At 44.2% G+C, this 20,386-nt stretch carries 16 protein-coding genes; 11 read left to right on the top strand and 5 right to left on the bottom strand.

What is annotated here, in order from left to right:
• Positions 1–513: 513 nt before the first annotated feature.
• From AB4384_RS01460 to AB4384_RS01435, 6 genes are all read left to right on the top strand, one after another.
• Positions 514–2,145 carry an ABC transporter substrate-binding protein gene (locus tag AB4384_RS01460; protein ID WP_372128746.1) on the top strand — a complete coding sequence of 544 codons (1,632 nt, stop codon included), beginning with the start codon at positions 514–516 and terminating at the stop codon, positions 2,143–2,145.
• Positions 2,146–2,259: 114 nt separating this feature from the next.
• The gene (gene oppB / locus AB4384_RS01455; protein WP_017062174.1) at positions 2,260–3,180 is read left to right on the top strand and encodes an oligopeptide ABC transporter permease OppB; all 921 of its coding nucleotides are present in this window, start codon (positions 2,260–2,262) and stop codon (positions 3,178–3,180) included.
• Positions 3,181–3,195: 15 nt separating this feature from the next.
• Positions 3,196–4,098: an oligopeptide ABC transporter permease OppC gene (oppC, locus tag AB4384_RS01450; protein ID WP_017062173.1), complete on the top strand. Its 903-nt coding sequence runs from the start codon at positions 3,196–3,198 to the stop codon at positions 4,096–4,098.
• 42 nt (positions 4,099–4,140) lie between these two features.
• Positions 4,141–5,112, top strand: a complete 972-nt coding sequence (locus tag AB4384_RS01445) for an ABC transporter ATP-binding protein (protein WP_012603544.1) — start codon at positions 4,141–4,143, stop codon at positions 5,110–5,112.
• The gene (gene oppF / locus AB4384_RS01440; protein WP_017062172.1) at positions 5,109–6,095 is read left to right on the top strand and encodes a murein tripeptide/oligopeptide ABC transporter ATP binding protein OppF; all 987 of its coding nucleotides are present in this window, start codon (positions 5,109–5,111) and stop codon (positions 6,093–6,095) included. The genes AB4384_RS01445 and oppF overlap by 4 nt, the downstream gene beginning before the upstream one ends.
• A gap of 198 nt (positions 6,096–6,293) precedes the next feature.
• Complete coding sequence (locus tag AB4384_RS01435) at positions 6,294–7,232, top strand: glutathione S-transferase family protein (protein WP_102321139.1); 939 nt, start codon at positions 6,294–6,296, stop codon at positions 7,230–7,232.
• An 82-nt stretch (positions 7,233–7,314) separates the two neighbouring features.
• On the opposite strand, the gene pta is transcribed toward AB4384_RS01435, so the two are convergent.
• Positions 7,315–9,480, bottom strand: a complete 2,166-nt coding sequence (gene pta, locus AB4384_RS01430) for a phosphate acetyltransferase (protein WP_017062170.1) — start codon at positions 9,478–9,480, stop codon at positions 7,315–7,317.
• A 147-nt stretch (positions 9,481–9,627) separates the two neighbouring features.
• A complete protein-coding gene (locus tag AB4384_RS01425) occupies positions 9,628–10,824 on the bottom strand; it encodes an acetate kinase (RefSeq protein ID WP_017062169.1) in 1,197 nt (398 codons plus the stop codon).
• A 341-nt stretch (positions 10,825–11,165) separates the two neighbouring features.
• On the opposite strand from AB4384_RS01425, the gene yfbV reads away from it, so the two are divergent.
• From yfbV to AB4384_RS01410, 3 genes are all read left to right on the top strand, one after another.
• Positions 11,166–11,618 carry a terminus macrodomain insulation protein YfbV gene (yfbV, locus tag AB4384_RS01420; RefSeq protein WP_017062168.1) on the top strand — a complete coding sequence of 151 codons (453 nt, stop codon included), beginning with the start codon at positions 11,166–11,168 and terminating at the stop codon, positions 11,616–11,618.
• A gap of 302 nt (positions 11,619–11,920) precedes the next feature.
• A complete protein-coding gene (locus AB4384_RS01415) occupies positions 11,921–12,886 on the top strand; it encodes an ABC transporter substrate-binding protein (RefSeq protein ID WP_017062167.1) in 966 nt (321 codons plus the stop codon).
• Positions 12,887–13,137: 251 nt separating this feature from the next.
• A complete protein-coding gene (locus AB4384_RS01410) occupies positions 13,138–14,604 on the top strand; it encodes a GGDEF domain-containing protein (protein ID WP_372109818.1) in 1,467 nt (488 codons plus the stop codon).
• Positions 14,605–14,736: 132 nt separating this feature from the next.
• On the opposite strand, the gene dusC is transcribed toward AB4384_RS01410, so the two are convergent.
• Positions 14,737–15,693, bottom strand: a complete 957-nt coding sequence (gene dusC / locus AB4384_RS01405) for a tRNA dihydrouridine(16) synthase DusC (RefSeq protein ID WP_017069187.1) — start codon at positions 15,691–15,693, stop codon at positions 14,737–14,739.
• 175 nt (positions 15,694–15,868) lie between these two features.
• On the opposite strand from dusC, the gene AB4384_RS01400 reads away from it, so the two are divergent.
• Positions 15,869–16,489 (top strand): YecA family protein, encoded by a 621-nt coding sequence (locus AB4384_RS01400; RefSeq protein ID WP_137002094.1) that lies wholly within the window; start codon positions 15,869–15,871, stop codon positions 16,487–16,489.
• 127 nt (positions 16,490–16,616) lie between these two features.
• Here AB4384_RS01400 and dsbB read toward each other — a convergent pair whose 3' ends face one another.
• Together dsbB and nhaB are read right to left on the bottom strand one after the other, a co-directional pair.
• The gene (gene dsbB / locus AB4384_RS01395; RefSeq protein WP_102394342.1) at positions 16,617–17,126 is read right to left on the bottom strand and encodes a disulfide bond formation protein DsbB; all 510 of its coding nucleotides are present in this window, start codon (positions 17,124–17,126) and stop codon (positions 16,617–16,619) included.
• A 147-nt stretch (positions 17,127–17,273) separates the two neighbouring features.
• The gene (nhaB, locus tag AB4384_RS01390) at positions 17,274–18,866 is read right to left on the bottom strand and encodes a Na(+)/H(+) antiporter NhaB (protein WP_372128745.1); all 1,593 of its coding nucleotides are present in this window, start codon (positions 18,864–18,866) and stop codon (positions 17,274–17,276) included.
• 640 nt (positions 18,867–19,506) lie between these two features.
• On the opposite strand from nhaB, the gene fadR reads away from it, so the two are divergent.
• Positions 19,507–20,346 (top strand): fatty acid metabolism transcriptional regulator FadR, encoded by an 840-nt coding sequence (fadR, locus tag AB4384_RS01385; protein ID WP_017062161.1) that lies wholly within the window; start codon positions 19,507–19,509, stop codon positions 20,344–20,346.
• Positions 20,347–20,386: the final 40 nt, after the last annotated feature.

Genomic DNA, 20,386 nt, shown 5'->3' with positions numbered 1-20,386 from the left:
TGTGGTTGCATATAAATTCAGCGCGTAATTTTGTCTTAATTGGTGCATTGGATAACCCGGTTTGGTGCAGAGCATTATGCTGTCTTGTATAAAGTGATTATCCTCACAAATAGTGTAGACGGTTTAGGTGATATGTGATGTGCAATTAGATTTCATGTGGCATTAATGTTAATTTGCGCTCAGTGTTCTAGCATAAGATGCTAAAAAAAAGTATCAACACAGATACATCAACACTAAAGGCTGTTTTTTAATTAATCCCTCTACGCAAGTCACTACTGATTTGGGGTTTTTTAGATATTTACACCGATACCTTAAGTATTTCGGAGAATTATCCGATTTTTTGCGACTTGTTTGTGGCAAATTACTTCAATGGTTGATAGTGTGTGCCTCAATCTTTGTAAGGTTTTAGATTTTTATGCTTAAATTTTGAGCTAAATAAATCTAAATCACTGCCGTTCAGTGAACCAAGCAAAGAAGTCATGGATGCAATACATAAAACTTGGAGTTTATTAAATGTACAAGAATAAAATCACTCAGGCCCTTCTTCTAGGTGCTGGTTTGGCAGTGGCTGCCTCTTCTACTCTTTCTATCGCTGCTGAAGTTCCAGCAGGCACAGAACTGGCAAAAGTTCAGGAACTTGTTCGCGGTAACGGTACTGAAGTTGCAACTATCGACCCACACAAATCTCAAGGTGTACCAGAATCTCACGTAATTCGTGATCTTCTAGAAGGTCTAGTGAACCAAGACGGCGACGGCAACACTATCCCTGGTGTTGCGGAAAGCTGGGAAACGACAGACAACAAAACATTCACTTTCCACCTACGCAAAGACGCAAAATGGTCTAACGGCGATCCTGTAACAGCTCAAGATTTTGTATACAGCTGGCAACGTGCAGTTGATCCTGCAACGGCTTCTCCATACGCTTGGTACATGGAATACACCAAGATGGCGAATGCGAAAGATATCGTAGCGGGTAAGAAAGACAAGAGTGAACTAGGCGTTAAAGCAGTGGATGCAAACACTCTAGTTGTTGAATTAGAAACAGCGGTACCATACTTCGTAATGATGATGGGCCACACAACAATGAAGCCAGTACACCAGGCAACTGTTGAAAAATACGGTGACCAGTGGACTAAGCCAGAGCACTTTGTTGGCAACGGTGCATTCTCTGTTGATAAATGGGTTGTTAACGAGCGTCTAGTACTCAAGCGTAACGAACAGTACTGGGACAACGATAAAACAGTTCTTAACAAAGTAACGTTCCTACCAATCGAAAACCAAGTAGCGGAAATGAACCGTTTCCTATCTGGTGAAATCGATTTCACAAACGAACTTCCAACTGAGCACTTCAAGCGTCTTCAAAAAGAGTACGCAGAAGATGTATCTGTAGCGGGTAACCTATGTACTTACTACTACATCTTCAATACGAAGAAAGCACCATTTGATGATGTTCGTGTTCGTCAAGCAATCTCTTACGCGATCGACCGTGATATCGTAACAGGTGCAATCCTAGCGCAAGGTCAAAAACCTGCTTACTTCCTAACGCCTGAAATCACTGCTGGCTTCAACCCTGAGCTACCTGCTTACGGTAAGATGTCTCAAAAAGAGCGTAACGCAGAAGCAGAGCGTCTTCTTGCAGAGGCGGGTTACGGTAAAGACAACCCACTTAAATTCAACCTGCTTTACAACACTTCAGAGAACCACAAGAAGATTGCTGTAGCGCTAGGTTCTATGTGGAAGAAAACACTGGGTCTTTCTGTAACACTTGAGAACCAAGAGTGGAAAACGTACCTATCTTCTAAAGATTCTGGTGACTTCGAAGTAGCACGTGCTGGTTGGTGTGGTGACTACAATGAAGCGTCTTCGTTCCTAACGCTAATGAAGAGTAACAACACTACCGGTGGTGTTCACTACGACAGCGCGGCTTACGACCAGATCATCGATAAAGCACTTAACTCAACTTCAGAAGAAGAGCGTAAAGCACTTTACCTAGAAGCTGAGGCGCTAATGGCAAACGACATGCCAATCGCTCCTATCTACCAATACGTTAAATCTCGTCTACTTAACCCGCATGTTGGTGGTTTCCCAATCAACAACGCGGAAGACAAGATCTTCTCGAAAGACCTATACATCAAAGCTCAATAATAAGCTTCGATTCTAAAAAGTTAATATAACTATAACGATACAGGCACTACATGCGCAGGGCGCGCATGTAGCGTCTTTCTAATTTTAATTGTCACAGACTGAAAGAGTGAGTTTATGCTTAAATTCATTATGAAACGGATATTTGAAGCGATTCCAACCATGTTGGTGTTGATCACTATATCTTTCTTTCTCATGCGTTTCGCACCGGGTAACCCGTTTTCAAGCGAACGTCCATTACCGCCAGAAGTTATGGCTAACATCGAAGCTAAATACGGCTTAGATAAACCAGTATTTGAACAATACACCACGTATTTGACAAATATCTTACAAGGTGACTTCGGCCCCTCGTTTAAGTACCAAGATTACACAGTAAATGAGCTGATCGCGGTTGCACTTCCAGTATCTGCGAAGGTAGGTTTCGTTGCCTTTATCTTCACACTATTGATGGGGGTCACTGTCGGGACGATTGCTGCCTTGAAGCACAACACCTGGGTCGACTACACCATAATGTCGACCGCCATGCTCGGGGTGGTAATGCCATCTTTCGTGTTGGCACCGGCGCTTATTTACCTTTTCTCCCTGCACTGGAACATATTCCCAGCAGGTGGTTGGCATGGCGGTACATTCATGTACATCGTGCTGCCTGTTATCGCGATGTCTCTTCTTTACGTAGCAACCTTTGCTCGTATTACTCGCGGTAGCATGATTGAAACGCTAAACAGTAACTTTATCCGAACTGCGCGTGCAAAAGGTCTAAGCTACCGTTATATCATTCTAAAACATGCACTTAAGCCAGCAATGCTACCTGTTGTTTCTTACATGGGACCTGCGTTCGTAGGTATCATCACAGGTTCAGTTGTTGTTGAAACCATCTTCGGCCTACCAGGTATCGGTAAGCTGTTTGTTAACGCCGCGTTTAACCGTGACTACTCGCTAGTAATGGGTGTAACCATCTTGATTGGTTTCCTATTCATCTTGTTCAACGCAATCGTTGATATTTTGCTAGCGCTTATTGACCCGAAAATTCGCTACTAACAGGGACGCATGGTTATGTTGAAGAAAAAAGAAAATTTAGAAGCGATCGAAAAGTTCTCTGAGAGCTTAGAGATTGAAGGTCGTAGTTTGTGGCAGGACGCGCGCATTCGTTTCATGCGAAACAAAGCTGCGATGGTGAGTCTGTTCATTCTTACGCTTATGGTACTGGCAGTTATCTTCTTACCAATGCTGGCTCAGTACACTTATGATGATACTGACTGGTACGCAATGCACGTTGGTCCGAATGCGGATCACTGGTTTGGTACCGATAGCTTAGGTCGTGATTTGTACGTTCGTACTCTTGTCGGTGGCCGCATCTCATTGATGGTTGGTGTGATGGGTGCCTTCGTAGCGGTACTGATTGGTACGCTTTACGGTGCAGCTTCAGGCTTCATCGGCGGTCGTACTGACCGAGTGATGATGCGTATCCTAGAGATCTTGTACGCAGTGCCATTCATGTTCCTAGTAATCGTACTGGTAACGTTCTTTGGTCGTAACATCGTCCTAATCTTCGTTGCTATTGGTGCGATTGCTTGGCTAGATATGGCGCGTATTGTACGTGGTCAAACGTTGAGCCTACGTAGTAAAGAGTTCATTGAAGCTGCACACGTATGTGGTGTAAGCAAATGGAAGATCATTACACGTCACATCGTACCGAACGTACTGGGTATCGTAGCGGTTTACTCTACGTTGCTTATTCCAAGCATGATCCTTACAGAATCATTCTTATCTTTCCTTGGTCTTGGTGTTCAAGAGCCTATGACAAGCTGGGGCGCATTGCTTCAAGAAGGTTCGCAAACAATGGAAGTTGCAATCTGGCAATTGACATTCCCTGCGGCATTCATGGTAGTTACGCTGTTCTGCTTTAACTACGTAGGTGATGGTCTGCGCGACGCGCTTGATCCAAAAGACAGATAACGAAATAGCAATTAAAAGCTATAAAAGATTAAGGAAGCAATAATGAGCTTATTAGATGTCAAAGATCTGCGCGTCGAATTTACCACACAAGATGGTATCGTAACCGCAGTAAACGACTTGAACTTCTCACTTAACCAAGGCGAAACGCTGGGTATTGTTGGTGAGTCGGGTTCAGGTAAATCACAAACGGTATTTGCACTGATGGGGCTGCTGGCTAAGAACGGCATCATCTCAGGCAGTGCAAAGTTTGAAGGCAATGAAATCCTCAACCTGCCTGAAAAAGCGCTGAACAAGGTTCGTGCTGAACAGATCGCAATGATCTTCCAAGATCCAATGACGTCACTGAACCCTTACATGAAAGTAAGTGATCAGTTGATGGAAGTACTTATGCTGCACAAAGGCATGGGTAAAGCAGAGGCGTTTGAAGAATCAGTACGCATGCTTGAAGCGGTTAAAATCCCTGAAGCACGTAAGCGTATCACCATGTACCCACACGAATTTTCTGGCGGTATGCGTCAGCGTGTGATGATCGCAATGGCACTGCTGTGTCGTCCTAAATTACTTATCGCTGATGAACCAACAACGGCACTGGATGTAACCATTCAAGCGCAAATCATGGAATTGCTGAACGAACTTAAAGATGAGTTCAATACGGCAATCATCATGATCACCCATGACTTGGGTGTTGTTGCTGGCTCATGTGACAAAGTACTTGTGATGTACGCGGGTCGTACAATGGAGTACGGCACGGTTGATGAAATCTTCTACGAGCCAAGCCACCCATATGCGGAAGGCCTGCTTAAAGCGATTCCTCGTTTGGATACCGAAGGTGAAATTCTACCGACGATTCCAGGTAACCCACCTAACTTACTTCGCCTACCAACAGGTTGTCCTTACCAAGACCGTTGTCACCGTGTAATGGACCGTTGTAAGCAAGAAGCACCGATTTTGCAGCCATTTGCTAAAGACCGTCAGCGTGCTTGTTTTTCAGATTGGGAGACTTGGACAAAATGAGTAAAGAATTACTATTAGATATTAAAGACCTGAAAGTTCACTTTAGCATTGCAGCTAAGTCTGCTTGGCCTTGGGCAAAACCATCAAACCTTAAAGCGGTTGATGGTGTTGATGTTCACCTTTACGAAGGAGAGACTCTGGGTGTAGTAGGTGAGTCTGGTTGTGGTAAGTCGACTTTTGCCCGTGCGATTATCGGCTTGGTTGAAGCGACTGAAGGTCAAGTGATGTGGTTAGGTCAAGACCTAACTAAGATGCAGGAAGTGAAGCGTCGTGAGACTCGTAAAGAGATTCAGATGATCTTCCAAGACCCGCTAGCATCGCTTAACCCACGTATGTCAGTAGGCGATATTATTGCTGAGCCTCTAGAGACTTTCTTCCCTGAACTTTCTAAACAAGAAGTGAAGGACAGAGTTAAAGAGATGATGGCAAAGGTTGGTCTACTACCCAACGTAATCAACCGTTACCCTCATGAATTCTCTGGTGGTCAGTGTCAGCGTATTGGTATTGCACGTGCGCTTATCTTGAAACCTAAGATGATCATCTGTGATGAACCTGTTTCTGCACTGGATGTATCTATCCAAGCTCAAGTAGTTAACCTTCTGAAGGAGCTACAAAAAGAGCTAGGTTTGTCTTTGGTATTCATCGCGCACGATTTGTCGGTTGTTAAACACATCTCTGATCGCGTATTGGTGATGTACCTAGGTAATGCGGTAGAACTTGGCGAATCAGATGCATTGTTCTCTGATCCTAAGCACCCATACACCAAAGCGTTGATGTCTGCAGTTCCAATTCCAGACCCACGCTTAGAGCGCAGCAAAACCATTCAGATGTTGGAAGGTGATCTCCCATCGCCAATCAATCCGCCATCAGGTTGTGTGTTCCGTACTCGTTGCCCACAAGCAACAGAGGCGTGTGCGCAAACTAAGCCAACGATTCAAGGCGATGACGTTCACGCAGTATCTTGCTTGCACGTACAAGTCTAGAGCCTATTTAAAACGGTTCAGCCTGTGACAGGCTTAAGCGCGACTAGTTATTAGAGTCGCGCTTTTTTTGTCTTAGGCTTATTGGTTCGCTCAACAAGCTTCATCAAAATATTCGAACAACTAAGCCAACTTCTTCTAGTTTTGAAAAAGTTGGCTTTTTTTATACTAGAGAAAAGTTTCGATGACAGAGGTTTGGATATGGGTAAGTTAGTTGAAGGTGTTTGGCACGATGTGTGGTACGACACCAAAGAAAGCGGTGGTAAGTTTGTTCGTGAAGATGCGGGCTTTCGTCACTGGATAGAGAACAAACCGGGCGCGCAGTTTGAGCCTGAAAGCGGCCGTTATCACTTATACGTATCATTGGCTTGCCCTTGGGCGCACCGAACCCTTATCTTCCGTGAGCTGAAAGACCTAACCGATCACATTGACGTGACGGTTGTTTGCCCAGACATGATGAGTGAAGGTTGGCAAATGGGGTTACCTGAACCTCTATTTGGCCATACCCGCATGCACCAAATCTACACTCAAGCCAAGCCTGACTACTCGGGTAGAGTAACGGTACCTGTGCTGTGGGATAAGAAAACCAACACCATTGTGAGTAACGAGTCGTCTGAAATCATTCGCATGTTTAACTCAGAGTTTAACGAGCTAACGGGTAACACCGATGATTACTACCCGTGGGAGTTGTCCAAGAAGATTGATGAGTGGAATGATTATATCTACCCAAACATCAACAACGGCGTATACCGAACCGGCTTTGCGACAACACAAGAAGCCTACGAAGAGGCGTATGAAGCGTTATTTGAAGCGTTAGATAAAGTGGATGCGCATCTTAGTGAGAAACGTTATTTAGCGGGAGAGCAGATTACTGAAGCGGATTGGCGGTTGTTCACGACCTTGGTTCGATTCGATGCTGTGTATGTGGGTCACTTCAAGTGTAACAAGCAACGAATTGCGGATTACAAACATATCCAAGGTTATCTAAAAGAGCTCTATCAAATAGAGGGTATTAAAGAGACGACGGATTTCTACCACATCAAGCGCCACTACTATTACAGCCATACGGGCATCAACCCGACTCAAGTGGTGCCTAAAGGGCCTGATCTGGATTTAGATTCGCCTCACGGACGTGGTTAGAATCATTAATTAATCCGCTTTTCTTCAGGCGTAAAAAAACCCTAGATAAACATCTAGGGTTTTTGCTTTCTGAAAAAGAAAATTAGTTAACTACTTTTTCTTCAGCTTGCGCAGCTTGGTCTGCTTGGATAGCCGTTAGAGCTACTGTGTAAACGATATCGTCTACTAGAGCGCCACGAGACAAGTCATTTACTGGCTTGCGCATACCTTGAAGCATTGGACCGATAGATACTAGATCTGCTGAACGCTGTACAGCTTTGTAAGTCGTGTTACCCGTGTTTAAGTCTGGGAATACGAATACTGTCGCTTTACCTGCAACTGGAGAGTTAGGCGCTTTAGAAGCGGCTACGTTTTCCATGATTGCTGCATCGTACTGTAGAGGACCGTCGATCACTAGATCAGGACGCTTCTCTTGAGCAAGTTTCGTTGCTTCACGTACTTTATCTACGTCTGCACCCTTACCAGATTCACCAGTAGAGTAAGAGATCATAGCAACGCGTGGGTCGATACCGAATGCCGCAGCAGAATCTGCAGATTGGATAGCGATTTCAGCAAGCTGTTCAGCTGTTGGATCTGGGTTGATCGCACAGTCACCGTATACAAGAACTTGATCAGGCAGAAGCATGAAGAAGATCGAAGATACGATAGAAGCATCAGGAGCAGTCTTGATGATCTGGAACGGAGGAACGATAGTGTTCGCCGTTGTGTGAACAGCACCAGAAACTAGGCCGTCAACTTCGCCAGCTTCAAGCATCATAGTACCTAGGAATACTGAATCTTCTAGCTTCTCACGAGCAACAACTTCAGTCATACCTTTAGCGCCACGAAGTTCTACTAGACGAGCTACGTAGTTTTCGCGAACTGATGCAGAATCGATGATCTCAACGCCAGCGCCAAGCTCAACACCTTGCTGCGCTGCAACGCGACGGATTTCTTCAGGGTTACCTAGAAGTACACACGTTGCGATACCGCGCTCAGCACAGATAGCCGCAGCTTTAACTGTACGTGGCTCATCACCTTCAGGAAGAACGATGCGCTTAGCCGCTTTACGAGCAAATTCAGTTAGCTGGTAACGGAATGCTGGTGGGCTTAGACGACGGATGCCTTGAGTACCTTCAGATAGAGAATCAATCCAAGGGCCATCAATGTGGCTTGCAACGTGATCGTTAACGAACTCGATACGCTCTTTATCGTCTGCAGGAACTTCTAGGTTGAAGCTCTGTAGGTTTAGAGATGTCTGCCAAGTGTTACCTTGAGCCTTGAAGATCGGTAGACCTGAAGCGAATGCTGGTGCACAAAGGTTAGCAATGCTTTCTGGAATGTCGTAACCGCCAGTAAGCAGGATTGCGCCAATCTCAACACCGTTTTTCGCAGCAAGAGCCGCAGCAACGATAACGTCAGGACGGTCTGCAGAAGTTACTAGCAGTGAGCCTGGTTTGAAGTGCTCAATCATGTGCGGTAGAGAACGTGCACAGAAAGTGATGCTCTTAATACGACGAGTTGAGATTTCACCTTCGTTAACGATTTCAGCGTTAAGGTGCTTAGCCATATCAACCGCACGAGTTGCGATTAGATCGATGCTCCATGGCACGCAGCCAAGAACACGGATAGGGCTAGAGTTGAAGATTTGCATTACTTCAAGGTTCGCTTGCTGAGCGCTGTCTGCATCATCAAAGATTTCAGATAGGTCAGGGCGAGTACGGCCAGCCTCATCAACAGGAGCGTTAAGCTTGTTGATGATTACGCCTTTGATGTTTTTGTTCTTAGTACCGCCGAAGTTAGAACATGCTACTTCTATACGCTCTTTAAGCTGCGTAGGGTTGTCAGTACCAGGAGTCGCAACGAATACGATCTCCGCGCCAAGTGTTTTTGCGATTTCCGCGTTCACTTGGTTAGCAAATGGGTGCTTACGAGTAGGTACTAGACCTTCGATTAGCGTAACTTCTGCGTCTTTGTTGATCTTGTTGTATTGCTCAACAACAGACTCAAGAAGCTCGTCCATTTTTTCGCTACCGATCAAAGCTTCAGCTTTAGTCATTGCGATTGGCTCACCAATCTTAATGTCGCTGTTTGCGCTGATGATAGTAGACGTTAGATCTGGTTGGTTACCACCGCTGCGAGGCTGAGCGATTGGCTTGTAGAAAGAAACACTTACGCCCTTACGCTCCATAGCGCGAAGAACACCCATGCTAACACTAGTAAGACCAACACCAGCGCTTGTAGGGATAAGCATAATAGTACGTGACATTGACGAACACCTTTGACTATTGGAAATAAAAAAAGCTCAACTGCTATTCCCACCGATATTTAAATTGGGGTAGGAATAGAAGTTGAGCCCCATTTTCTTGATATGAAAAACTGACTAGCTTCGAATGAAGCTAGTCAGGAAAATCAATTAAAGACCTGCTAGTTTCGCAGTGTCTTCAGCAATTACTAGCTCTTCGTTAGTAGAGATAACCATTGCAGGGATACGGCTGTTAGCTGTAGTGATAGTACCTTCGCCGCCGAAACGAGCTTTAAGGTTAGCTTCACCGTCAACTTCGATACCGAAGATGCCTAGGCGGTTAAGAACCATTTCACGGATTGGGCCTGAGTTCTCGCCGATGCCGCCAGTGAAAGTGATTGCGTCTAGACGACCTTCTAGAGTTGCAGTGTAACCAGCTACGTACTTAGCTAGACGGTGACAGAACACGTCCATTGCACGAGTTGCTTCTTCTTTCTCACCGTAGTTGTCTTCAACGAAACGACAGTCAGAAGTCACTTCAGTTAGACCAGCAAGACCAGACTCTTTAGTTAGCATGTTGTTGATTTCTTCAACAGAGTAACCAAGTGCGTCGTGTAGGTGGAAGATGATTGCAGGGTCTAGGTCACCACAACGAGTACCCATTACAAGACCTTCAAGAGGAGTAAGACCCATAGAAGTGTCTACAGATTTACCGTTCTTGATTGCACATACAGAAGCGCCGTTACCTAGGTGACAGTTGATGATGTTAACTTCTTCAACTGGCTTGTTTAGTAGGCCTGCAACTTCACGAGTGATGAATAGGTGAGAAGTACCGTGCATGCCGTAACGACGGATGCCGTGCTCTTTGTACAGGTTGTACGGTAGAGCGTATAGGTAAGACTCAGAAGGCATTGTTTGGTGGAACGCAGTGTCAAAAACAGCAACGTTTTGTAGACCAGGGAAGTTCTGTTGAGCCGCTTCGATACCGATAAGGTGAGCAGGGTTGTGAAGAGGTGCGAAAGTCGCAGCGTCTTGAATACCCTTAAGAACTTCATCAGTGATAAGTGCAGAAGAAGTGAACTGCTCGCCACCGTGTACGATACGGTGACCGATAGCGCCAAGGTTAGCTTTAAGCTCAGGCTTAGAAGCAAGAATAGTTTCTACCATGAAAGATAGTGCTTCTACGTGAGCTGCGCCCGCGCCTAGTTGTGCTTCATGCTTGCCATCAAGTTTCCACTTCATACGAGCTTCTGGAAGACCTAGACACTCAGCAAGACCAGTTAGGTGCTCTGCACCTGTTTCTGCATCAACAACAGCGAATTTAAGAGAAGAACTACCACAGTTTAAAACTAAAACTAGCTTAGACATTAATGACTACCTGTTTATTTTTCTGATCGAAATCAGTTAAGGATGAAAATTAATCTCAAGAATAGTCGAAGCACATAGGCTTGCGTACTAACCTTGGTCAAAAAAACGTTAATTTCCGTATAAAGTGAAAGCGCTCTTTATCAAAAAGAGGCTTGTGCATTCCTTGCAGAAGTCTTCTCAAAGTTGCTTAAATTGTAAATAAGGGCAACAATGAGATTGAGGTCTGCAAATAATAGCGATATTGTGCAAATATAACAAAAAAATTTGAAAGAATATTATTTTTCGTCAAATTTTTGTGTTTTTAGTTGATGATTTCAACTTTTTTTTAATGGGAGACTCATATGAGCAATAGAGTTGGTTTAGCTAGTAGTTTAAAAGATGGCCAAAAGTACATGGATCTCTGGCCCGTCCGAAAAGAGTTAAACGCGATCTTCCCAGAACAACGCATTATTAAAGCGACCCGTTTTGGCGTGAAAGTGATGCCTGCGATTGCCGCTATCAGTGTTCTTACACAAATGGTCTTTAATAATTACCAAGCGATGCCACAGGCTGTGGTTATGGCTTTGTTTGCGATCAGCTTGCCGCTACAAGGTATGTGGTGGTTGGGCAATCGCTCAAATACACAACTTCCGCCGGCGCTAGTATCGTGGTACCGCGAACTGCATGAAAAGATCACTGAAACGGGTTTTGCGTTAGAGCCTATGAAGCCGCGCCCTCGCTATAAAGAATTGGCAATCATTTTAAATCGTGCCTTTCGTCAGTTAGATAAATCCTCAATGGAGCGTTGGTTCTAAAGAATCCCAGCTCTCCCTCTTGTCTGAGAACAACTATTCATCTTCTATAGCTTGTTCTCAGATTTGCTCCTCTTTTTGTTACCTCGCTTACTTTCCGTTTAGCTTACCTGTCCTTATTCACTTGGTTTCTTACTTTCCTCCGAAGTCAATATAACCTTTCTCACATAACTCGAGCCTTGTTGCATTTTTGTTAAATATCACTTCAAGTTATCAATGGTTACTGGTAATAATGTCAATAGTGATTTTGATGTTGTTCTCTTTGAGCGAGTAATGACGGGTAGAGCTTGATTCAGGGAGCGATAATGAGTTCTGTAAGAAAGGTATTGGCAGCGGTTTTAAGTTGCTTGATGTTGCTATGGACTGGCAATGCAATGGCAAACGTTGCCAAAGTGTCGGTTTCACAAGTTGTTGACCATCCAGATCTGAATGCGACACGTTTAGGGCTTCTTGAAGGATTGAGAGCCAATGGTTATGAACCCGGTAAGAACTTAGAATTCTCCTATGAAATGGCGAATGGTAACCCGGCTCAGGCAGCCAAGATTGCCAGAGAGCTCGTCAGTGAAAATCCACATGTACTTGTTGGTATCGCGACACCGACTTCACAAGCCTTAGTGTCGGCGACTCGCTCGATTCCTATCGTGTTTACCGCGGTTACGGATCCTATCGGCGCTAGGCTCGTTAAACAATTAGAAAAGCCGGGGCGTAATGTCACGGGGCTTTCTGACTTATCTCCGATCACTCAGCATGTGTCATTAATCAAAGAACTGCTCCCTGAAGCTAATTCAATCGGTGTAGTTTACAACCCAGCAGAAGCAAATGCCGTTGCGTTAGTTGGGTTATTGAGAAAGGCAACTCGAGATTTCGGTTATACACTTCACACCGAAAAAGCGCTGACTGTTGACGATGTCGAAGCAAAAGCAGAATCCATTGCTAAGAAGTCCGATGTTATCTATGCCTTGACCGATAATACGGTTGCAAGCGGCATGGAGGGTCTTATCAAAGCGGCTAACCATGCAGATACGCCAGTCGTCGCAGGCGCCACATCTTATGTCGGAAAGGGAGCGATTGCTGGTTTAGGTCTAGATTATTATGATGTTGGGGTTCAGACCGCGGATTATGTCGCAGCCATTCTGGAAGGACAGAAGCCCGGGAAGTTGAGTGTCAAAACTGCGCAGAGCTCTCAGCTGGTGGTCAACCTAGATGCTGCTCGTGAGCTTGGCGTGACAGTGCCTCAATCTGTGATTGAGCGTGCGGTCATTAGCCGGTGAATTGAGTTTGGTGTTAGGTGAGCTAATAGGCCATAAGTCATATTATTAACAGCATTGAAATGGGCTCAGATAACAAACTCACCTGCTCTATATGTTGGCGCTTCTCTATTTTATTCATTTGTAAGCGGTTATTTGACCGTTAGGTGTGTCGTTAATATCAATTTACATTATTTTGCGTCGAGCGAATTGCCGATTAATGTAATAATATTAATGGGGAAAATGAAAATAGCTGAACGCTAAGAGCACATTATATGAAAGTAAATAGGCACTTTAGCCTAACCTTTGTTTTCGGGTTTCCCGCTGTGATCGCCGCGATGTTACTTGGCCTAATAGGAAAGAATCATTTTGACGCGGTAGAAAAAGATATCAGTAGTGAGTTTCATCGTATTGAAGATGTGTTCAAAAGAACCACAAAAGTGGCGACAGCCCTAGACTACAGCTTCTCCAACTATTATAAATCAGGAAACCCTCTCTTTCTTGATCACAACAAACATGTTGTGGATGGTCTTTGCCAAATTTGGCCTATTGATGTATTGCTACTTGCCGACGGTAAAACCTCAGACATTCCCTCTGTCGATATCGACTATATGCTAATCGGTCAAGAGTCTCTTTGTTCTGAAAGCAGTGATAGTTATAAGAGCGCGTCAGAAAAAATAGCGTTAGCTCCTATTCTTTCATTTTTATCCCAGCTTGATGAATACCATGCCGGCGTGCACTTTATTGATACGAGCGGCTATGTGATCTCTTCACCTGAAGGTTTTGCCAAAGGGCTGAGCAAAGAGTTACTCGCGACCATAAAGAGTCGTCCTTATTGGCAGAAAACTGCCAACAACCCTGACCAACTCACCCTTTCAGGCCCTGGTTATCGTTTTGATTCCCTTGACCGTATAATCAGTATGACGATCCCTGTATTCCATAAAGGCGTTCACCAAGGGATGCTGTCGGTGGATATTAATGCTGACAAGCTGCTCGCAAACTCGAATGAGCATCTTGCAGGTCGGATCGATATCATTGATACCACTTTAGCGACTCCGGTAGATTCTGCTGCTTTTTATCACGAGATCAAACTGGATGGTGTCTCGTCTCACCATGCGATGTATTACAAATTAGACATCGCGAAAGAGGTTGAGCACTTTTTCGTCTACGAGAAAGACAGCCTTATTGTTGCCATCATTGTGTATCTGTTCTCAGTAACCATCTTCTTCTACGTCAATTCCAATATTGAACGTGGTTACTTCAAAGATCTCGCAGCCAAAGACCCTATGACAGGGTTATTGAATCGTCGTGGCTTAGAAGCGTTCTGGCGCAGTGTAGAGCACGATCAACTGTTTGCATTAACCGTCTTCGATATTGATGATTTTAAGTCAATTAACGACACCTACGGCCACGATAAGGGGGATGATGTGATTCGTTATATGTCGCGTCAGATCAGCAACAGTATTCGAAGCAGTGACGTTGCAGCACGGTTTGGCGGTGAAGAGTTTGTCGTTTATATGAAAGGCGAAGATCGTGAAACTTTGATGAGAACATTAGAGCGAGTGAAGAATGCGATTTGTTCCACTTCAGCCGACATTATTCCAAATGGATTTACGGTGTCTGGCGGTGTCTGCATTGTTGAAACTGAGCAAAGTAAACTTAACTTCGATGAGATATTTAAGTACGCCGATGAAAAGCTGTACGTGGCTAAGACGACGGGCAAAGACCGTCTTAAATTTTAACCACGTTATTGAATCGATGCTTTGTATGAAAATGAAAATGAAAGAGGGAAGAGCGAACGTGTCTACCAAGCAAAGCTTATTTGCACCGGTAAACACGTTTGTAGCGTTGGGTATTTAACCCTAAACATAATCTTAAACAGGTTGGCGGCGTTCTTCTTGATAACGCTGAAGGCGTTCTACAATCGGTGGCGCCTTTTTGAAAGTACGAATTTCTTTAAACAGTTCGTTCGCTTCAGGGTAGCCTTTACTTAGATAAACAAACCACTGCTTCACTCTATTGGGGTAGTACATGCCTTTGTCCCCTTTAATTTGAAACTCTGAATAGCGCAGCAAAAGTTCAATGACTTTATCCCACGGCATTTTCTGGTGGTTGTGCTTAACGACGTTACCAAGGTTTGGAATATTGAAAGCACCACGGCAGACCATTAATGAATCGACGCCTGTTGCTTCTATGCAATCTTGACCATCTTGATAGTTCCAGATCTCCCCATTAGCAATCAACGGCAGAGATGTTTTTTCTCTTATTTGATTGATGAAGTCCCATTTGATTTCGCTGGCTTTATAGCCGCCAACTTTGGTTCTTGCATGCACGGTGAGTTCGTCAGCTTTGGCTTGTTCGATGGCATCGACGATTTCAAAGCACTCTTCCGGATGCTCCCAACCTAATCGAATCTTTGCGGACACAGGAATGTGTGCCGGTACCGCTTCTCGACAGGCGTTCACCACTTGATAGATGAGCTCTGGCTCTTTTAGCAATGAAGCGCCACCATTACTTTTGTTGACCGCTTTTGCTGGGCAACCAAAATTAAGATCGATCCCTTTCGCGCCTAAGCTAGCAGCTTGAAAAGCATTCTCGGCCATCCAATTTGGGTGTTGCCCTAGAAGTTGGAGATGGATTGGCACACCAGCCATGGTCTGAGAGCCTTGATGTAGCTCAGGGCAAATACGGTGGAACACATGCGGGGGAAGAAGTTGATCTACGACGCGCACAAACTCTGTCACACAGAGATCGTAATCATTAATCTCTGTGAGAATTTCACGCATTAGGTGGTCTAGAACGCCCTCCATAGGGCCAAGTATTACGCGCATGTTGCTTTACCAAAACTGAATGAACCGAAAAATTCGAGGCGTGATTGTACGGTGTGCTTACAGAATTGTCACTATGAGTGTGGTGTATGTCTTAATGATGGTTTCGTCTCTTAATAGCGACATCTTTGGGAGGATGGCGTTATAATATCGAAAATGCCCAATATCCAGAGCTTTCATGACATATCAATTATTAAGCCTACCAGAATCAATCACTGACATTACTCCGCAGTTTATGGAAGGTGCAATCCTTGCCTCTAACTTAGCGACCAAACCACTCGATCCAGAAGAGTGGCTGGTTATCGTTGCGCCTGAAGCGGGTAAAGAGCTGGTAAAAACGGTGACAGAACAGATTAATCGCCAGCACAACCTGATTCAGCGTAATGAATACCTATTAACAGACGTACTGGCTGAAGGTGACTTTAACGAACAGTTCGCTGATTTTTCTGAAGGCTTCATGATGGTTTGGCCAACAGTGGAAGAGCAGTGGCAGAGCGTGACAGTCGCGGATGGTACTCTGCGCATGTTGCAAGCGCTCTTAACCACCTTGATGCTTGCGATTGATGAAGAGCAAACTCAACAACAAATGATCGCTGCAGGGCTTACTAACCCACCATCGCTTGCCGATTTAGTGGGTCAAGTCGATCTGATGATCTCAGAAGTGGCAATGGCAGCGGATGAAGCTATGTTGGGCAATAAGTCCCAGAGCGTGAACCCGTTTAAAGACATTGGTCGAAACGACCTTTGCCCTTGTGAAAGCGGCAAGAAGTTTAAACAATGCTGCGGTAAAAGCAGCTAATCACGGCTTGTTGAGCAACTTAGTTTGTGTGAATAACAGACTCTCTTAATATGTTCAAAAGCTTAAGTAATAAAAAAGTCGACCTAGTGGTCGACTTTTTTGTTGTCCAAGTGTCAACGGCTTACTGTTAGTCGTTTTTCGACTTCACAAATTGAGAAATAACCACAATACCGAAAGCAACCAAGTTACCTGCAAAGATAATTACTAGCCACTGAGGCATAGAAAGATCGAAGAACTGCCACACAACCTTGCTGCAATCGCCGTAAGCCTCAAACATCCACGGAGCCCATTGGTTTAAAGGCGCCCAGCTAGGGAAGGTTACGAATAAGTCGCAGGTTGCGAAAGGGGACGGATTGAACTGGTAATCGACGTGCTCTAAAGCAAGCATCAAACCTTTGTATGCGCCAAATCCCCAGCTAGCAAGGCCTAACCAGCGTGATATTGGGTTATTCGGGGCAATCGCACCAATCATGGCGGCAACACCGATAGCGAGCATAGCAACGCGCTCATAGATACACATCACGCAAGGACCAAGCATCATCACGTGTTGGAAGAAGAGAGCGCACGCTTCAAAAAAGACAATAAAAGCCAGCAGTAAAAGCCAAGATAAACGTCCCTTAGAGAAGTCTTTGATCATTGCTAAAAAGTTCACGAATTGAATCCTGTCTATAAAATAAAAAAGCCCTGATTACTCAGAGCTTTTTATCTTGGATAAGTTTCCTAATCAACTAATATTTTTGATTAGTTAGTTATAGTTATTGTGGTTTGCGACACAGTGTTTAGCTTAGTGACCACCAGAGATAACTGGAGCGACGACTTCACCAGTGCGTTGAATGATCCAACCTGCATCATGGAACCATGCTGTCATTGGCTCTACGAAGAACACAATGCCTGCTAGGCCAACCAGTGCCAATACGATGGTGTATGGCAACGCCATGATAACCATGCGACCGTAAGACAATCTAATTAACGGAGCAAGTGCTGATGTTAATAGGAATAGGAATGCAGCCTGGCCGTTTGGCGTTGCAACAGAAGGTAAGTTAGTACCAGTGTTGATAGCAACAGCAAGTAGGTCGAACTGATCACGAGTGATGATGCCTTCAACCAGTGCAGTTTTCACTTCGTTAATGTAAACCGTACCGACGAACACGTTATCTGAAACCATCGATAAAATACCGTTGGCAATATAGAAGAGTGCGAGCTGTGCGCCTTTATCTTCAACGTGAAGTACTGCATCGATGACTGGCTTAAATAGAGCTTGGTCGATGATCACAGCAACAACCGCGAAAAAGACGGCAAGAAGTGCGGTAAATGGCAGTGCTTCTTCAAAGGCTTTACCCATTGAGTGCTCTTCGATAACGCCAGTAAATGCCGTTGCCAAGATGATCACTGAAAGGCCAATCAAACCTACTTCAGCAACGTGAAGTGCAAGGCCGACGATAAGCCAAACTGCGATTGCACTTTGAACCCATAGTTTTGCTACGTCTTGCTTTGTGCGGTTTGCACGTTCTTTGTTGTCAAACTCAACTAAGATTTGGCGAACATTCATTGGTAGTTGAGCACCGTAACCAAACACTTTGAATTTCTCGACAAGTGCACAAGTTAAAATACCGCAGAAGAAAACAGGTAGTGTTACTGGCAGCATACGGATGATAAATTCACCGAACTCCCAACCTGCTTGCTTAGCAATTACCAAGTTTTGTGGTTCTCCTACCATGGTCATTACACCACCCAGTGCTGTACCCACACCAGCGTGCATTAGCAGTGAACGTAGGAAAGCACGGTAGTTTTCTAGGTCATCACGAGTTAGCTCTGAGATCTCTTCATCATGAGTATGATCGTGCGAAGACGTTGTGCCCTTGCCTGATGCAACCTTGTGGTAGATAGAGTAGAAGCCGACCGCAACGCTAATAACTACGGCGATTACTGTTAGTGCATCTAGGAATGCTGATAAGAAAGCGGCAGCAACACAGAAGGCAACGGAGAGTAAAATTTTAGATTGGATGCCAAGCAAGATCTTCGTGAAAATGAACAAAAGCAGTTCTTTCATGAAGTAAATGCCAGCAACCATGAATACGAGCAAGAGTAATACGGGAAGGTTTGCTTGCAGCTCGTGATAAACCATTTCTGGTTTGGTCATGCCAATGGCGACTGCTTGAATAGCTAATAGACCACCCGGTTGAAGTGGGTAGCATTTGAGAGCCATAGCTAGAGTGAAAATAAACTCAACCACCAATAGCCAGCCCGCAACAAATGGGTCAACTAGGAAGAAAACAAACGGGTTGATGATTAAAAAGGAAATGATGGCAAGTTTATACCAATCAGGAGCTTTACCAAGGAAGTTCTTGATAAAAGCGTTTCCGAGAGACATCGGCATGTTAATACTCTTTTATGTTGATTATGAATAGACAAGCAATACAACATTTTGAGAATCGAGCTATAGAAATTGTTAAAAACTATAACTAACAGTGACTTAGAAAAACTACATTCCATGTAATGTTCTGTGGTCTTGCCAAGTCACTCCCTTAGAAACTCAAGCACTGCTTATTTTTGAGCGCAACTTTACTCTTAGATAACATTTAGTCAACAGGAAAAGCCCTGTAGCCCTAAAAATACCTCTTTTTTGTTGAGAAACGCGATCAAAGTAGCGCAAGCATACCACTTAAAATGTGATAAAAACCGACTAGAATCAATATTTCAGCGAAATGATTGAAAATTACAGAATAACGACGGCTTATATATGATTATTACAACTTAATATTGCGAATTAATAGCTTTAAAAATATGTCCAATCCCATTGATTTTAAAGAAAAATTGTTGTGTTAACGGTTTGTTTAAATGGTGGTTTAGAGTCGCTTGCTTTACAAACCTGAGGTGCAAACGTGTGCTGAACTTTAGAGTTATAACTCTAACGGTGTTTAGGGTGAGTAAAATTTTTGAGGGTGTTTCCGCTAGGTGTGAACTAGTGGTATGATGAGTAAATTAGAACAGAATAATTAAATTGGATTGAAGTGTAGATGGTCATTAAGGCGAAGAGCCCGGCAGGATTTGCAGAGAAGTATATCATTGAAAGTATTTGGAATGGCCGTTTCCCTCCAGGTTCTATCTTGCCCGCAGAGCGTGAGCTTTCTGAGCTGATTGGTGTTACACGTACTACGCTTCGTGAAGTACTACAACGTCTTGCTCGTGATGGTTGGTTGACAATCCAACATGGCAAACCAACTAAAGTTAACCAGTTTATGGAAACCTCAGGTCTTCATATCCTTGATACGCTAATGACGTTGGACGTTGATAACGCAAGCAAAATGGTAGAAGACCTGCTTGCTGCTCGTACTAATATCAGCCCGATCTTTATGCGTTATGCATTCAAAGCAAACAAAGAAGCTTCAGAGCGTACTATCAGTAACGTGATTGAATCTTGTGAAGCGCTACTTGCGGCACCAACTTGGGATGAGTTCCTAGAATCGTCGCCATACGCTGACAAGATCAAACAAGCGGTAAAAGAAGATTCAGAAAAAGATGAAGCGAAACGTCAGACGATCTTAATCGCGAAGACTTTCAACTTCTATGATTACATGCTTTTCCAACGTTTGGCATTCCACTCAGGCAACCAGATTTACGGCCTGATCTTTAACGGTGTGCGTAAACTTTATGACCGTATCGGTAGCTACTACTTCTCTAACCCAGAAGCACGACGTTTAGCGATGGACTTTTATAAAGAGTTGTTCATTATCTGTGAAAGTGGTGAGCGCGAAACTTTGCCATTAGTGATTCGTAACTACGGTATCGCAAGTGCACAAGTTTGGAATGAAATGAAAACGACATTGCCGACGAACTTCACTGAAGACGACAGCTAAGGCATAGGTTTACTATTGTTGTTCCTGTTTAGTCAGTGAC

The sequence above is a fragment of the Vibrio sp. 10N.261.51.A4 genome (assembly GCF_041471945.1).
Classification (GTDB): domain Bacteria; phylum Pseudomonadota; class Gammaproteobacteria; order Enterobacterales; family Vibrionaceae; genus Vibrio; species Vibrio crassostreae_C.
The sequence above is the reverse complement of the archived record's forward strand: the minus strand, read 5'-3'. Positions and strand labels throughout refer to the sequence as shown.

Excerpts from the sequence above, each read along its gene's own strand:
- AB4384_RS01460 (WP_372128746.1), top strand. The coding sequence starts at position 514 with ATGTACAAGAATAAAATCACTCAGGCCCTTCTTCTAGGTGCTGGTTTG.
- fadR (WP_017062161.1), top strand. The coding sequence starts at position 19,507 with ATGGTCATTAAGGCGAAGAGCCCGGCAGGATTTGCAGAGAAGTATATC.
- AB4384_RS01415 (WP_017062167.1), top strand. The coding sequence starts at position 11,921 with ATGAGTTCTGTAAGAAAGGTATTGGCAGCGGTTTTAAGTTGCTTGATG.
- dusC (WP_017069187.1), bottom strand. The coding sequence starts at position 15,693 with ATGCGCGTAATACTTGGCCCTATGGAGGGCGTTCTAGACCACCTAATG.
- oppF (WP_017062172.1), top strand. The coding sequence starts at position 5,109 with ATGAGTAAAGAATTACTATTAGATATTAAAGACCTGAAAGTTCACTTT.
- AB4384_RS01435 (WP_102321139.1), top strand. The coding sequence starts at position 6,294 with ATGGGTAAGTTAGTTGAAGGTGTTTGGCACGATGTGTGGTACGACACC.
- nhaB (WP_372128745.1), bottom strand. The coding sequence starts at position 18,866 with ATGCCGATGTCTCTCGGAAACGCTTTTATCAAGAACTTCCTTGGTAAA.
- yfbV (WP_017062168.1), top strand. The coding sequence starts at position 11,166 with ATGAGCAATAGAGTTGGTTTAGCTAGTAGTTTAAAAGATGGCCAAAAG.
- AB4384_RS01400 (WP_137002094.1), top strand. The coding sequence starts at position 15,869 with ATGACATATCAATTATTAAGCCTACCAGAATCAATCACTGACATTACT.
- dsbB (WP_102394342.1), bottom strand. The coding sequence starts at position 17,126 with ATGATCAAAGACTTCTCTAAGGGACGTTTATCTTGGCTTTTACTGCTG.
- AB4384_RS01410 (WP_372109818.1), top strand. The coding sequence starts at position 13,138 with ATGAAAGTAAATAGGCACTTTAGCCTAACCTTTGTTTTCGGGTTTCCC.
- pta (WP_017062170.1), bottom strand. The coding sequence starts at position 9,480 with ATGTCACGTACTATTATGCTTATCCCTACAAGCGCTGGTGTTGGTCTT.
- AB4384_RS01445 (WP_012603544.1), top strand. The coding sequence starts at position 4,141 with ATGAGCTTATTAGATGTCAAAGATCTGCGCGTCGAATTTACCACACAA.
- oppB (WP_017062174.1), top strand. The coding sequence starts at position 2,260 with ATGCTTAAATTCATTATGAAACGGATATTTGAAGCGATTCCAACCATG.
- AB4384_RS01425 (WP_017062169.1), bottom strand. The coding sequence starts at position 10,824 with ATGTCTAAGCTAGTTTTAGTTTTAAACTGTGGTAGTTCTTCTCTTAAA.
- oppC (WP_017062173.1), top strand. The coding sequence starts at position 3,196 with ATGTTGAAGAAAAAAGAAAATTTAGAAGCGATCGAAAAGTTCTCTGAG.